11 protein-coding genes are annotated in these 13,814 nt (G+C 65.7%); 10 read left to right on the top strand and 1 reads right to left on the bottom strand.

Annotated features, from left to right (window positions below; translation table 11 throughout):
- Positions 1-704: 704 nt before the first annotated feature.
- Complete coding sequence (locus QX126_RS12575) at positions 705-1,655, bottom strand: helix-turn-helix domain-containing protein (RefSeq protein WP_315781235.1); 951 nt, start codon at positions 1,653-1,655, stop codon at positions 705-707.
- 162 nt (positions 1,656-1,817) lie between these two features.
- Here QX126_RS12575 and QX126_RS12570 point away from each other — a divergent pair, with 162 nt between their 5' ends.
- The 10 genes from QX126_RS12570 to QX126_RS12525 all read left to right on the top strand — a co-directional run bounded on the left by QX126_RS12570 (position 1,818) and on the right by QX126_RS12525 (position 13,807).
- The gene (locus QX126_RS12570) at positions 1,818-3,035 is read left to right on the top strand and encodes an amino acid ABC transporter substrate-binding protein (protein WP_315772818.1); all 1,218 of its coding nucleotides are present in this window, start codon (positions 1,818-1,820) and stop codon (positions 3,033-3,035) included.
- Positions 3,036-3,113: 78 nt separating this feature from the next.
- Complete coding sequence (locus QX126_RS12565) at positions 3,114-3,989, top strand: branched-chain amino acid ABC transporter permease (protein ID WP_315739507.1); 876 nt, start codon at positions 3,114-3,116, stop codon at positions 3,987-3,989.
- Positions 3,986-5,656, top strand: a complete 1,671-nt coding sequence (locus tag QX126_RS12560; protein WP_315772821.1) for a branched-chain amino acid ABC transporter ATP-binding protein/permease — start codon at positions 3,986-3,988, stop codon at positions 5,654-5,656. The genes QX126_RS12565 and QX126_RS12560 overlap by 4 nt, the downstream gene beginning before the upstream one ends.
- Positions 5,649-6,398, top strand: a complete 750-nt coding sequence (locus QX126_RS12555) for an ABC transporter ATP-binding protein (protein WP_315772823.1) — start codon at positions 5,649-5,651, stop codon at positions 6,396-6,398. The genes QX126_RS12560 and QX126_RS12555 overlap by 8 nt, the downstream gene beginning before the upstream one ends.
- A 9-nt stretch (positions 6,399-6,407) precedes the next feature.
- Positions 6,408-7,859 carry an aldehyde dehydrogenase gene (locus QX126_RS12550; protein WP_315772824.1) on the top strand — a complete coding sequence of 484 codons (1,452 nt, stop codon included), beginning with the start codon at positions 6,408-6,410 and terminating at the stop codon, positions 7,857-7,859.
- 273 nt (positions 7,860-8,132) lie between these two features.
- Positions 8,133-9,263 carry a PepSY-associated TM helix domain-containing protein gene (locus tag QX126_RS12545; RefSeq protein WP_315781268.1) on the top strand — a complete coding sequence of 377 codons (1,131 nt, stop codon included), beginning with the start codon at positions 8,133-8,135 and terminating at the stop codon, positions 9,261-9,263.
- Positions 9,260-9,529 (top strand): hypothetical protein, encoded by a 270-nt coding sequence (locus QX126_RS12540; RefSeq protein WP_315781231.1) that lies wholly within the window; start codon positions 9,260-9,262, stop codon positions 9,527-9,529. Before QX126_RS12545 ends, QX126_RS12540 begins: the two co-directional genes overlap by 4 nt.
- A gap of 687 nt (positions 9,530-10,216) precedes the next feature.
- Entirely contained in the window at positions 10,217-12,496 is a 2,280-nt protein-coding gene (locus QX126_RS12535) for a TonB-dependent receptor (RefSeq protein WP_315781228.1), read from the top strand.
- 331 nt (positions 12,497-12,827) lie between these two features.
- Positions 12,828-13,058 (top strand): MbtH family protein, encoded by a 231-nt coding sequence (locus QX126_RS12530; RefSeq protein WP_315781226.1) that lies wholly within the window; start codon positions 12,828-12,830, stop codon positions 13,056-13,058.
- A gap of 20 nt (positions 13,059-13,078) precedes the next feature.
- Positions 13,079-13,807 carry a thioesterase II family protein gene (locus QX126_RS12525; protein ID WP_315781224.1) on the top strand — a complete coding sequence of 243 codons (729 nt, stop codon included), beginning with the start codon at positions 13,079-13,081 and terminating at the stop codon, positions 13,805-13,807.
- The last annotated feature ends 7 nt before the right edge of the window (positions 13,808-13,814 follow it).

Genomic DNA, 13,814 nt, shown 5'->3' with positions numbered 1-13,814 from the left:
TGCGACGATTTGCCTTCGATGTGGGCACAACAGGTCGCCTCTCCTGCGGAGAGAGTCGCGCATGATCTCGCGATCCCGCGGCGGATGCCCCGTCCGGGTGATGCATCGTGAGGCCCTCGGGAAGCGTGAGGGCGCAGGGAAGGCCGGACCTCGACTGAGGCCCGTGGCCCGCCTGCGAAAAAAAATGCAGGCGGCAGGTACCACAGGTCAGCCGGAAACCCGGCCCTCCCTGCGCGATGGTTGAACGGCTGCTTCGCTTTCTCCCTGGTGCGCCGGGCTTTCTGGCCACCATCCCCACGCGAAGCAAAGCCTCGACGTGAGTTGATATCAGCATCGGGATATCAGGACCGAGCGACTTGACCGTGCGTGGCGGATTGTTCGTCGGCGCGAGCAACCCGCGCTGCAATCCACCACGCCCACCGCTCCCCGCCTCGCATGTCGTGACGACCGCGATACGCCCCTCAGCTCGAGACGGGATGTGGGGATAGAACCATGATTTCCGGAAAAACGAAAGCGAAATATTTTGGGCGCGGGGACTGGACAGGCCAAATCAGCTTGATCGCGCAGCGGAAATCAGTTTCTCGGCGCATTGAGCATCCAGCGGTTGCGCCGCCCGTCCGAGCCTGAGATTTGCTGGTCCGACGCTGACGCGTCGTCCTGAAATGACGAAGAGGGTGACCGAGGCGCCTGGCTGCGCCGCTCTGTCACGGCCAGTCGGCGAAGTTGAGGATGGCCCGTGACTGGCCGTTGGTCCGCTGCGACGAAACACCTTTGCGCCACGCGCCCGGTGATTGACCGGTGTGCCTGACGAAGAAGCGGTTGAAATAGGCGCTGTCCTTGAAGCCGAGCGCGAAGGCGATCTGCTTGATCGTCGCGGTGGTGGTTTCGAGCCGGGTCGCCGCCTCCTGAATGACGCGTTGCTGAATCAGCGCGCTCGGTGACCGCTGCAGCACGCGGGTACACAGCGCGTGCAGGCGATCCGGCGTTACGCCGAGCAGCGCAGCGTAGTCGGCGACACGCAGTTGCTGATGAAAGCGTTCCTCGACGAGCCGGCGAAAGCGGCTCAAGATCTCGGCGCTGGAGCCTTGCGCCTCGCCGGCGCTCTCGTCGGCAAACAGCCGCCAGAAGCGCAGCACGCACAGGGTCAGCTCCGATGACATGATCGAGGCCGCGCCGCGCCGTGAGGGATTTTCGATCTCGGCTGCGATCGCCGCCATCGAGCGCGCGATGACCGCGGCGAACTCGGCCGCGACGGAGAAGGCCAGGACGGCCTCCGTGCCTGCGAGGTCGAGATAGGCGGGCTCGGCCGAGGAGGGCAGGTGGCGGTGCCAGAGCCCGGAGCGCAGCCGCAGGAGATGGCCGGCGGAACCGGCCGCGACGTCGAGATGCTCGGCCCCTCCCGCCGGTACCCAGACCAGCGCCGCACCGGCCCAGATCTGGATTTCGTCTTCGGCGAAGCGCACGGAGGCCGTTCCGGCGGTCAGGCAGAGCAGGTGGACGAACGGCCGCGCGGCATCCGAGCGCAGGGCCCAGCGCCGTGCCTCGAAATGCGAGGGAATGGCTTCGGCCCCGAGCGCTGCCGGGGTGCCACGGGCCGTCGGCGGCAGCGTCCGAGGCGCGGCATTACGCGCAATCGCCGCCCCAGAAAAGTGCACTCTTTTACCGGAACTGTCCATTGCGCCACCCAAGCCTGCGGTGTTTCCCTCGTCAAGTCCCGACGACCGCAAACAAAAACCGCGGACGACGGTCGGGGCAGAGGAACGTCACCGATTCACCCGCGCGGTCCGCGCGCGTGAACATGGGAGGAGGACAGACAGATGACTTCGACCAACCGTCGTCAGGTGTTGCGGATCGCGGGGGCGGCGATCGCAGCCGGCTTTGCCGTATCGGCCGCACAGGCACAGTCGCAGGACAAGATCCGCATCGGCTATGCGATCTCGAAGACCGGCCCCTATGCCGGCGGCGCCGGCATCACCACGCTGCCCAACTATCAGCTCTGGGTGAAGGACGTGAACGCAGCCGGCGGCATCAAGCTCGGCGACAAGCGGCTGCCGGTCGAGATCGTCGAATATGACGACCGCAGCTCGTCGGAAGAGGCGGTGAAGGCGATCGAACGCCTCGCCAACCAGGACAAGGTGGACTTCATCCTGTCGCCCTGGGGCACCGGTCTCAACCTCGCGGTCGGTCCGACTCTCAACCGGCTCGGCTATCCGCATCTCGCGGTGACGTCGGTGACCGACAAGGCGCCGGAGCTCGCCAAGCGCTGGGCCAATGCCACCTTCTGGCTCGGCACCTCGGCGCAGATTTCCAATGCGCTCGCCGAGCTGCTCGGCAAGCTCAAGAGCGAGGGCAAGATCGGCGGCACCGTCGCGATGGTCAGCGTCGCCGACCAGTTCGGCATCGAGCTCGCCGCCGCCGGGCGCGAGGCCTTCAAGAAGGCCGGACTGACCGTCGCCTACGACAAGACCTATCCGATGGGGTCGCAGGATCTGCAGCCGCTGCTCAAGGATGCGATCGCGAGCAACGCCGATGCCTTCGTCGCCTTCAGCTATCCGCCGGATACGATCGGGCTGACAGAGCAGGCGCAACTGCTGAAGTACAATCCGAAGATCTTCTATGTCGGCGTCGGCACGGCGTTCCCGCTGTTCAAGGGCAAGTTCGGCGCGGGCAGCGACGGCGTCATGGGCATTGGCGGCTGGAATGCCGACGCGCCCGCGCTCAAGGACTATCTCGCCCGCCACAAGGCGGCGACCGGGCAGGAGCCGGATCGCTGGGCGAGCCCGATCACCTATGCGAGCCTGCAGGTGCTGCAGCAGGCGATCGAAAAGGTCGGCAAGGTCGATCGCGCCGCGGTCGCCAAGGAGATCCGCGAAGGCACCTTCGACACGATCATCGGCAAGGTGAAGCTGAAGGACGGCCTGCTGCAGGAGGTGTGGGGCGTCGGCCAGTGGCAGAACGGCGAGTTCTATGCGCTGGCGCCGGCCTCGCTGCCGGGCGCACGCGCCGCTGTCGTGCCGAAGCCGGAATGGAAATAGCCGGAACGAGGTCGTGAGCTCGCGGGCGCGCGTGATCCGGCGCGCGTCCGCGGGCCTCGCGCAAGAGGCACGCGCCCCATGCTGATGTTCGACATCCTGCTGCCCGGCCTGGTGCTGGGGGGCATGTATGCCCTGATCGCGCTCGGACTCACGCTGCAATATGGCGTCGCGCGCATCATGAACCTGTCCTATGGCGAGTCGCTGGTCGCGGCCGCCTTTGGCACGCTGTCGCTCTATTCCGGCCTGCAGCTGAGCCCGCTGCTGGCGCTGCTGCTCGCGATTCCCGTGGCGGGGCTGCTGAATTGGCTGCTCTATCGTCTGCTGCTGCAGCGTCTGATCCGCCGGAGCAAGGACGCCGGCGCGCAAGAGGTTGACAGCATCCTCGTCACCTTCGGCGTGCTGTTCGTGATCCAGGGCGTCATGCTGGTGGCCTTCGGCGGGCAGTATTACAGCTATAGCTATCTCTCCATTCCCGTGACGGTGCTCGGCTCGACGCTCGCGGTGAACCGGCTGGTCGCGCTCGGTTTCGCCGCGCTGATCGGCACCGGCGTCTATCTCGCGCTGACGCGAACAAGGATCGGCACAGCCGTGCGTGCCGTCGCGGTCGATGCCAATGCCGCGCGGCTGGTCGGCATCGATGTCGCTTGGCTCGCGGGCCTGGCGTTTGCGTTCGGCGGTGGACTGGTCGCGGCCGGCGGCGTGCTGGTCAGCATGTTCCTCACCTTCAATGCCTCGATGGGCGTCGTGTTCACGATGAAGGCGCTGGTGGTGGTGATCATGGGCGGCGTCGGCAACGTCATGGGCGCGCTGGCCGCAGGGCTGCTGCTCGGCGTCGTCGAGACCGCGGTGGCGCGGCTGGTCGATCCCGGGCTGACCTTGGCGGCGACGTTTGCGATGTTTCTGGCCGTGCTGCTGATCCGGCCGACCGGACTGTTCGGAAAGGCGGCGTCGTGATCAGCCCCGGCAAGATTCTCGCCTGGTGCATCGGGCTCGTCGGCGTTGCCGCGGCAGTTGCGCTGCCGCTCTACGCCAACGGCTACTATCTCGCGCTCGGCATCAGCATTCTCTATTTCACCGTGCTGGCAACCGCCTGGGCAATGTTCTCCGGGCCGACCCGCTACGTCTCGCTGGCGACGGCTGCGTTCTTCGGCATCGGCGCCTATACGGCGGCGGTGACGGGCGAGACGCTGAGCTGGCCGCTGCAACTGATGACCGCTGCGGGTGTCGGCGCTGTCGTCGCGGCCATCACCGGCCTGTCGACGCTGCGGCTGTCCGGCATCTACTTCATCATCTTCTCGTTCGGCCTCGCCGAGCTGATCCGCCAGCTCGTGATCTGGTACGAGGTCAACATTCACAAATCGGTCGGCCGCTATCTGTTCAGCGACATCACCCAGGAGATGCTGTACTGGCAGCTCTGCGCGTTGACGGCGCTGGTCTTCCTCGCCGGCTTTCTGCTGACGCGCTCGCGCTATGGCCTCGCGCTGCGCGCGATCGGCGCCGACGAGACCGCCGCGCGCCATTCCGGCATCGATGCGACCGCGGTGAAGCTCGGGGTCTTCATCCTCAGCGCGGTGTTCATGTCGGTGACCGGCGCGATCATGGCGCCGCGCTGGACCTATATCGATCCGGCGATCGCGTTCAACCCGATGATCTCGTTCCAGGTCGTGATCATGGCGCTGCTCGGCGGCGCGGGATCGCTGATCGGCCCGGTGCTCGGCGTCATCCCGCTGGTGCTGCTGTTCGAGGTGCTGACCGCGGCGCTGCCCAATCATTTCAGCATCGTGCTCGGCCTCATCTTCATCGGCATCGTGATGGCGCTGCCGCGCGGTGTGATCGGGCTCGTCGACAGCACCTGGCGGCGGGAGCGCCGGGTCGTGCCCGCGAAGCCCGAGCAGGACGGTCGGCCGCTGCTCGTTGCGGAGGCCGTCGGCAAATCCTTCGGCGGCCTGCGCGCCGTCGACAGTGTGAGCCTTGACGTCCGCGCCGGCGAGATCCTCGGCGTGATCGGTCCTAACGGCTCCGGCAAGACGACGCTGCTCAACATGCTCTCGGGCGCGCTCGTGCCCTCGGCCGGCACGATCCGCTTCGGCGGCATCGTCATCAGCGGTCTCGCGGCACACCGGATTGCGCGGCTTGGTCTCGCCCGCACCTTCCAGTTGGTGCGGGTGATGCCGGACCTGACGGTCGCCGAGAATGTCGCGGCGGCGGCGTTGTTCCGCACGCGCCAGACCGGTGCGGCCGCAGAATCGATCCATGAGCTGCTCGCCCTGGTCGGCCTCGATGGCATGGCGGAGATGCCGGCGGGCGACCTCACTTACATCGACCAGAAGCGGCTGGAGCTGGCCCGCGCGCTGGCGCTGCATCCGCGTCTTGTGCTGCTCGACGAATGGCTGGCTGGGCTCAATCCGACCGAACTGGAGACCGGCATCGAGCTGATCGCCTCGCTGCGCGACCGCGGCATCACCATCGTGATGGTCGAGCATGTGATGGATGCGATCCGCGCGCTGTGCGACCGCTGCGTGGTGATGAGCGCGGGCGTCGTGATCGCGCGCGGCACGCCGGACGAGGTGCTCGCCGATCCCGCGGTGATCACAGCCTATCTCGGAGAGCCCGATGCTTGAGATCAAGCGGCTGTCGCACGCCTATGGCAAGCACCAGGCGCTCACCGATGTCGCGCTCGAGGTCGCGCGCGGCGAGATCGTCGCCATCCTCGGCGCCAATGGCGCCGGCAAGTCGACGCTGCTGAAGGCGATCGCCGGACTGATCCGGCCATCGGCCGGGTCCGGGATCCGGCTCGGCGGGACGGACATCGGCTCGCTCGCGCCGCATCTGATCGTCGAGCGCGGCATCGCGCTGGTCCCGGAAGGCCGCGGCGTGTTCGGCGATCTCACCGTCGCCGAGAACCTCCAGCTCGGCGCTTATCCTTCGCGCGCCCGCGACGGCGAGGCCGCGCGGCTGGCGCACGTGCTCGCGCTGTTTCCGCGCCTCACCGAGCGCATGGGGCAGGCGGTGCGCACCATGAGCGGTGGCGAGCAGCAGATGGTCGCGATCGGCCGCGCACTGATGTCGCGGCCCGATTTGCTGCTGCTCGACGAGCCGTCGCTCGGCCTGTCGCCGCTCTTGAGCCGCGAGGTGTTCCGGGCGCTGAGGACGATCCGCGGCGATGGCGTCGGCATCCTGATGGTCGAGCAGAACGCGCGCGCCAGCCTCGACATCGCCGACCGCGTCTACCTGATCGAGCAGGGACGCAATGCCGGCGAGGGGCCGGCGCCCGAGATGAAGAACAATCCCGACATCCAGCGCGCCTATCTCGGCCAGTCGCGCGCGCCGGCTTCCGCAACCGCATCAACCCCATCGACCTAGGAGCGCCCCATGAACGCGATCAATCTCCTGATTGGCGGCAAGGACCAGTCCGCCACCAACCAGCGTACCTTCCAGCGGCTCAATCCGATCAGCGGCGAGATCGCAACCATCGTTGCGGCGGCGTCGATCGATGACGCGCTGCGCGCCGCCGATGCCGCCGCGGCGGCATTTCCGGCGTGGTCCCGGCTCGGCCCGGGCGAGCGCCGCAAGCGGCTCAATGCGGCTGCGGATGCGCTGGCTCGCAACGCCCCGGAGTTCATCGCGCTGATGATGGCCGAGACCGGCGCCACGGCGGGCTGGGCCGGCTTCAACGTGCATCTCGCCGAGGGCATGCTGCGCGAGGCCGCGGCGATGACGACGCAGATCGCGGGCGAGGTGATCCCGACCGACGTGCCCGACAACATTGCGCTGGCGCATCGCCAGCCGGTCGGCGTCGTGCTCGGCATCGCCCCGTGGAATGCGCCGGTCATCCTCGGTGTCCGCTCGGTGGCGATGCCGCTCGCCTGCGGCAACACCGTGGTGCTGAAGGCCTCGGAGATGAGCCCGGGCGTGCACCGGCTGATCGGCGCGTGCCTGGCCGAAGGCGGTCTCGGTGACGGCGTCGTCAACGTCGTCACCAACGCGCCCGAGGATGCGCAGGCCGTGGTCGAGGCGCTGATCGCCCATCCCGCGATCCGCCGCGTCAACTTCACCGGCTCGACGCGCGTCGGCCGTCTCATCGCCATGGCCTGTGCCAAGCAATTGAAGCGCGCGCTGCTCGAGCTCGGCGGCAAGGCGCCGCTGGTCATTCTCGACGATGCCGATCTCGACGCCGCGGTGAATGCCGCCGCGTTCGGCGCCTTCATGAACCAGGGCCAGATCTGCATGTCGACCGAGCGCATCGTGGTCGACGACAAGGTGGCGGATGAATTCGTCGCAAAGTTCGCCGCCAAGGCCAACAGCCTGCCTTACGGCGATCCGCGCAAGGGCGATGTGGTGCTGGGCTCGCTGGTCAGCGCCGCCGCCTGCGACCGTGTCGGCGGCCTGATCGAGGACGCGGTGGCCAAGGGCGCCGTGTTGGCCGCCGGCGGCCGCGGCACCGGCACGATCATGCCCGCGACCATCGTTGATCACGTCACGCCGGCGATGCGCATCTATGGCGAGGAGAGCTTCGGCCCCGTCGTCACCATCGTGCGCGTCGGCGGCGTCGACGAGGCCGTGCGCGTCGCCAACGACACCGAATATGGTCTGTCGTCGGCGGTGTTCGGCCGCGACATCGCCCGCGCGATCGGCGTCGCCAAGCGCATCGAGTCCGGCATCTGCCACGTCAACGCGCCGACGGTGCATGACGAGCCGCAGATGCCGTTCGGCGGCGTCAAGGCCTCCGGCTATGGCCGCTTCGGCGGCAAGGCCGCGATCGACGAGTTCACCGAGCTGCGCTGGATCACGGTGCAGACCGGCGAGCGGCATTATCCATTCTGAGACGGCGTTTGCGGCCCGGCCCTGGCGCATCGTCGGATGCAGCCAGAGCCGGTTGCATTCCGCGCGGCCATGCGCGGCAGCTTTTCGATATGTGTCGATGGTGCGAGGCGCGATCGAAATTCACGTTGTAGCTCCGCTGGTTGCGGCAGACAGGCGCGCTACTTTAAAGAAATTCCAACGGTTTTAGATCGATTCAGTTTGCTGCGGCCCTTCTCTTGCCGGACGTTCGGATCATCACGTGCAACGTCGATGAAGAAGGGTGGGTTCGAGCGCATGCGGCTGTGGGTTCAGGTCCATACGTGGACGTCGCTGATCAGCATGATCTTTCTGCTGATGCTGTGCCTGACCGGGCTTCCGCTGATCTTCCATGACGAGATCGATCATCTCTTCGAGGACGAGATCGCCGCGCCGGCGATGCCGGCCGACACGCCGCTGCTGCCGCTCGACCGCCTGATCTCGGCGGCCAAGCAGCAATTGCCGGAGCAGCATGCGCTGTTCGTGAGCCTGAGGCAGGCGGAGCCGCTGATTGTGGTCGCGATGTCGCCGACCGCCATTCCGGTGCCCGGGCAGTTTCATCGCCTCACCGTGGATGCGCGCACCGGCGTCGTTCTCGGCGAGGAGGCGCCGCATCAGGACGTCATGGACGTGATCCTGCGCATCCACCGCGACATGTTCACCGGCCTGCCGGGCGAGCTCTTTCTCGGACTGATGGGACTGGTGTTCGCCGCCTCCATCGTCTCTGGCGTCGTCGTCTACTGGCCGTTCATGCGGCGCTTGCAGTTCGGCACCGTGCGGGATCGCTCGGCCCGGCTGAAATGGCTCGACCTGCACAATCTGCTCGGCATCGTCACGGTGAGCTGGGCGCTCGCGGTCGGCTTGACCGGCACCATCAACACGCTTGCCGTGCCGCTGTTCGATCTCTGGCGCGCAAAGACCATGCCGGCACTGCTCGCGCCCTATCGGGGCAAGCCGCTGGCGGAAGCAAAATCGATCGAGGCCGCCGTTGGCGCCGTCCGCACCGCGTTTCCTGACCGGCTGGTGACGTCCATCACCCTGCCGACGACGACGCGGTTCGGCAGCCCGCAGCATCTGATGATCTGGACCAAGGGCCGCACGCCATTTACCGCGCGCATGTTCAAGCCGGTTCTGGTCGACGCCCAGGACAGCAGCAAGATGGTCGCGCCCGAGCTCGCCTGGTATCTCACCGCGCTGCAGGTGTCGCGGCCGCTGCACTTCGGTGATTACGGCGGACTGCCGCTGAAGATCATCTGGGCCGTTCTCGATGTCATCACGATCATCGTGCTGTGCAGCGGACTCTATCTGTGGGCCGCCAAGCGCTGGGGCTTCCGCAGGAAGGTGTCCGGCGTCGTTAGGTCGGCAGCGCCTGCGGTGGTGTCGCCATGAGCTCCTCGGCCGCATCGGCGACGCCGTCTGCCCGCGTCGCGCAACTCTCGACCTGGCAGGTGTTTCGTGCGCCGCTGCTGATCGGCCTGGTCGCCGCAGCCGGGCTCGCCTTCGGACTGTTCGGCGACGGGCTCTGGGACGGCCTGTGCTGGCTCGGGCTGTCGATTCCGATTCTGCTGTCGCTCGCATACGGCACGAAACTAAGCCGCGGCGCGAAGGCCGGAGCGCAAGGTGCTCAGGCCGGGACGCAGGATCTGCCGCTCTGAGCGCTGACGTCCGCCGTCGGTCGGCGGAAGATACCCCGCATCATTGATCTCGATCCGCGCTGCTGGACGACGCGCCCGGCGCGATGACCCTGATGCGCTCGGCCGGCCAACGATCCCACGCATCTCTTCTCTCACGCGTCCTCTCGCGCGCGGCGCCTCATTGCGATGGCAGCGCGCTGCGTCGGCGGCGCGTGATCGGTCTCGCGCAGCGAGCGCCGACGCGAGCGGCGTCGCTCCGGCCTGGAAACAAGCAGATACAAATGTCTCGATGCCTTCTCCGATCTGCGCGCGGCGCGGCGGAGATGTGGCGCATTTGAAAGCAAAGATTGATTCAAAAGTGGCAATGTGATTAGTTATCATCGTATGATTGATCGAAATTATTTCGATGAGTTCGAGACGATCGGTGTCGTGAGCTGTATCAGCCGACGCGATCGCATCGCTCTTCCCCGCGACATGCGCTTCTTTTGAAGGCTTCAAAGAAGCGGAGGGAAAAGAATCTCGTAGTAGCGACAATCTGTTGAGCCGATCGATTCGGCGAAGCTGTCGCTCGTTAGACGAGTTCTACGTCGCGCGACGCCATCCTCAAATACCTGTGTGTTAGGACCACCGACGAGCCGAGTTGGAACTTGGAATGATCGGGGTGTCAGGATGGTCTGTCGCATTTGGGATAAAGACGTTGGATTGACGATGTCGTTGGGACTTGTGAGCTCATTGGCGCTCTCGCTGAATGTCGGAGGCGTTCAATCGGCCTTCGCGCAGACCAAGCTCCCCGATGTGACCGTCGACGCGCCGAAGCCGAAAGTCCGGCAGACCGCTTCGAGACCGCAGACGACCGCGACGCGGACCGCTCAGCAGCGCCGCGTCGCTCCGCGCAACCTGCCGCCGACCGCCCCGGTGGCCTACGTGACGCCGTCGACGGGCACGATCGGCGCGCCGCCGTCGCCCTATGCCGGCGGCCAGGTCGCGAGCGGCGGCGGCCTTGGGCTGCTGGGCAACCGCGGGGTGATGAACACGCCGTTCAATCAGACGAGCTTCACATCGCAACTGATCCAGAACCAGCAGGCGCGCACGATCCGCGACGTGCTGATCAATGATCCCTCGGTGCGCACGATCCAAGCCGCCGGCGGCGGCGCCGACAGCCTGTTCATCCGCGGCTTCTACTACGACAGCGGTGACTACGCCCTGAACGGGCTGGCCGGAATCGCGCCATATTATTCGACGGGCGCCAATTTCATCGAACGGGTCGAATTGCTGAAGGGGCCCGCGGCTCTGCTCAACGGCATGACGGTCGGCGGCACTGGCGCCTCAAGCGGCGGCGCGGTCGGCGGTAGCGTCAATCTCGTCACCAAGCACGCGCTCGACACCGACATCACGCAGCTAACGGCAACCTATGCGTCCAAGACGCAATTCGGCGAGCAGATCGACGTCGGCCGTCGCTATGGCGAGCACAAGGAGTGGGGCGTCCGGCTGAACAGCAAGTATTCGAACGGCGATACCCCCTGGAACCGGCAGACCGACGAGTTCGGCAATGCCCACCTCGCCGTCGACTATCATGGCGAGAATGTCCGAATCGATGCCGATGTCGGCTATCAGGCGGACAAGCTGAATCCGCCGCTGCGATTCTTCGGCGTGGGTACTGCTGTCACCAGCATTCCGTCGCCACCGTCGTCCGGCACCAATTTCCAGGTGCCGTGGGCGTATTATGCGCCGACCGATTTCTTCTCGACGGTGAAAGGCGAAGTCGATCTCAACGATCGTATCACCGCCTATGCCGGATTCGGCTATCACGACAGCAACATCAACTACCGTTATCCGTCGCCGGTGCTCGCGAGCAACGCTGGCGTATTGTCCGGGACTCCGGGAACGGGAAGCGAGACGTACAAGACATACGCCGGGGAGGCTGGCCTGCGCATGACGGCCGATACCGGCCCGATCAACCATGCCGTCAATGTCGGCTATTCCATCACCGACCGCACCTATACCCAGCAGGTGGTCTCCGGCAAGATGCCCAACTGGAGCCTTTACAGCGAGCCGACCAACATCGCGTTGCCAAGCTTTGCGACGCTCCAAGCCAATCAGACCGTCGGCGCCAATCTCTGGAGCATCGGCGTCTCCGACACGATGTCGCTGCTGAACAAGCGGATTCAACTGACCGTCGGTGTGCGCAGACAAACCGCGGGAACGGAAGTCACGAATCTCGTTACTCCAGCATCGAGCCGCCCCTTCGAGGACACCTCGGTGTGGACGCCAGCCTATGCGCTCGTGGTCAAGCCCGTCGAGTTTGTGTCGCTTTATGCCAATTACATCGAAGGCCTGCAGACCCCGACCGTCGTCGCCGCCGGCTATGCCAACAGCGGCACGGTCTTCCCGCCAGGGCAGACCAAGCAGGTCGAGACCGGCGTCAAGGTCGACTTCGGCCGAATCACGACTACCGTCAGCGCATTCGATATCTCGCGCCCCAGCGTGATTACCACGAGTTCAGGGGGAGTGCTGACTCAAGAGCTGAATGGCCGGCAGCGCAATACGGGGGCCGAGTTCAACGTGTTCGGCGAGGTCACGCCGACGCTGCGGCTGCTGGGGGGCGTCGCGTATATTCACGGCGTACAGGAGAAGACCTCGGGCGGCCTGACGGACGGCAAGCGGGCGATCGGCGTGCCCGAGCTCACCGTGAATCTCGGCGCCGAGTGGGATACACCGTTCGTGCGGGATCTGACGTTGACGGGGCGGGTCGTCTACACCGGTGCACAATATGTCGACGCGGCCAACAAACTCTCGCTGCCGGATTGGACACGCGTCGACCTTGGCGCCCGCTACACCTTCACTTCGCCCTGGAACGGCAAGCCGATCGTGCTGCGGGCGAGCGTCGAGAATGTCTTCGACAAGGCGTATTGGGCGTCGGCCTATAGCGGTGTGATCACCCTGGGGGCGCCGCGCACCTATCTCGTTTCCACGACGTTCAATTTCTAGGACGTCGATACGCGTTGGCGATGATGGGGCCGCCGCACGGCCGTTGTGCGGCGGCCTTGTTAGTCTGAGCGATGCGGACGGCGTTCAATTCCAATCTGATGAAAATTTGCGTAGCTCATCGATTGCGTCGAGGTGTGATCATCCCCGGGTGACAAAGCGGTCGGGTCGGCAAATCATCTAGTTGGAGCCGATACATCCTCGTGTTGAATCGTCACCTGCGTGTCACCTTGGAGAGATTAAAAACTTCGATCGGCGGTATCCTTTTGACTGTCATTATCAACTGCATTACTCGTAGTTCATCAACGTCGTTTGTTAGTAGGAGTAGCCGGGCATGATGATCTTCGACAGAGATGACGTCACCTTCACCGTCGTCGTGAATCACGAAGAGCAATATTCGATCTGGCCGACGTTCAAGGACATCCCGAACGGGTGGACGGCCGTCGGCGTGACCGGGAGCAAGAAGGAGTGTCTGGACCATATCGAGCAGGTATGGACCGACATGCGGCCGCTCTCGCTGCGGAAATTCATGCAGGAGAACGCGCAGGCTTCTGCCGAATCCTGAAGCGAAGGAGGCTGGCTGCCATGCGGCTGATCTGTTTGCCCTATGCCGGCGGCAGCGCCATGGTCTATGCGCGCTGGAGGAGAGGTCTTCCGTCCTGGATCGAGGTCCAGCCGCTGGAGCTGCCAGGACGGGGCGCGCGGATGGACGAGCCACTGCAAACGGATGCGACGGCGTTGGTCGATCAGCTCGCGTCCGAACTGGTCGGGACGCCGTTGGCGGAGCCTTACGTCCTGTTCGGGCACAGCCTCGGCGGCTTGCTCGCCTTCGAGCTCGCGCACAGGCTGCTCGCGCTCGGCGCGCCAAGGCCGCAGATGCTGCTCGTGTCCGGAACGGAAGCGCCTGCCGTGCGCGACGGCAGCCGCTGGCGCGAGCCGCTCGGTGACGACGCATTGCGCGAGGAGCTTCTCAGGCTGAACGGCACGCCGCCGGAGGCGTTGCAGAGCATGGAGATCATGCGCGGCACACTGCCGATCCTGCGGGCCGATTTCCTGATGTGCGGGAACTACGTGTATCGGCGGCGCCAGCCGTTGCCGTGTCCGCTGCACGTGTTCGGCGGAGAGCTCGACGAAACGCGTGCCGAGGCACTGGAGGCATGGCGGGCCGAGACCTCCGGCACGTTCGGCCGCGACATGCTGCCGGGCGACCATTTCTTCATCCACAGCCAGCAGGCGGATCTGCTGAAGCTCGTTGCCGCATTGCTGGTACGTCGGGCATGGCCGGAGCCCGCCGTTGCTCGCGCGGGGCCTTGAGCGGCGC

Source organism: Bradyrhizobium sp. SZCCHNPS1003, from assembly GCF_032381555.1.
Lineage (GTDB): Bacteria > Pseudomonadota > Alphaproteobacteria > Rhizobiales > Xanthobacteraceae > Bradyrhizobium.
This window is presented reverse-complemented; position numbering and strand designations above follow the sequence as displayed.

What these genes read in the sequence shown, in the direction of transcription:
- QX126_RS12570 (WP_315772818.1), top strand. Translation starts at nt 1,818, where the DNA reads ATGACTTCGACCAACCGTCGTCAGGTGTTGCGGATCGCGGGGGCGGCG.
- QX126_RS12565 (WP_315739507.1), top strand. Translation starts at nt 3,114, where the DNA reads ATGCTGATGTTCGACATCCTGCTGCCCGGCCTGGTGCTGGGGGGCATG.
- QX126_RS12555 (WP_315772823.1), top strand. Translation starts at nt 5,649, where the DNA reads ATGCTTGAGATCAAGCGGCTGTCGCACGCCTATGGCAAGCACCAGGCG.
- QX126_RS12550 (WP_315772824.1), top strand. Translation starts at nt 6,408, where the DNA reads ATGAACGCGATCAATCTCCTGATTGGCGGCAAGGACCAGTCCGCCACC.
- QX126_RS12545 (WP_315781268.1), top strand. Translation starts at nt 8,133, where the DNA reads ATGCGGCTGTGGGTTCAGGTCCATACGTGGACGTCGCTGATCAGCATG.
- QX126_RS12540 (WP_315781231.1), top strand. Translation starts at nt 9,260, where the DNA reads ATGAGCTCCTCGGCCGCATCGGCGACGCCGTCTGCCCGCGTCGCGCAA.
- QX126_RS12535 (WP_315781228.1), top strand. Translation starts at nt 10,217, where the DNA reads ATGTCGTTGGGACTTGTGAGCTCATTGGCGCTCTCGCTGAATGTCGGA.
- QX126_RS12530 (WP_315781226.1), top strand. Translation starts at nt 12,828, where the DNA reads ATGATGATCTTCGACAGAGATGACGTCACCTTCACCGTCGTCGTGAAT.
- QX126_RS12525 (WP_315781224.1), top strand. Translation starts at nt 13,079, where the DNA reads ATGCGGCTGATCTGTTTGCCCTATGCCGGCGGCAGCGCCATGGTCTAT.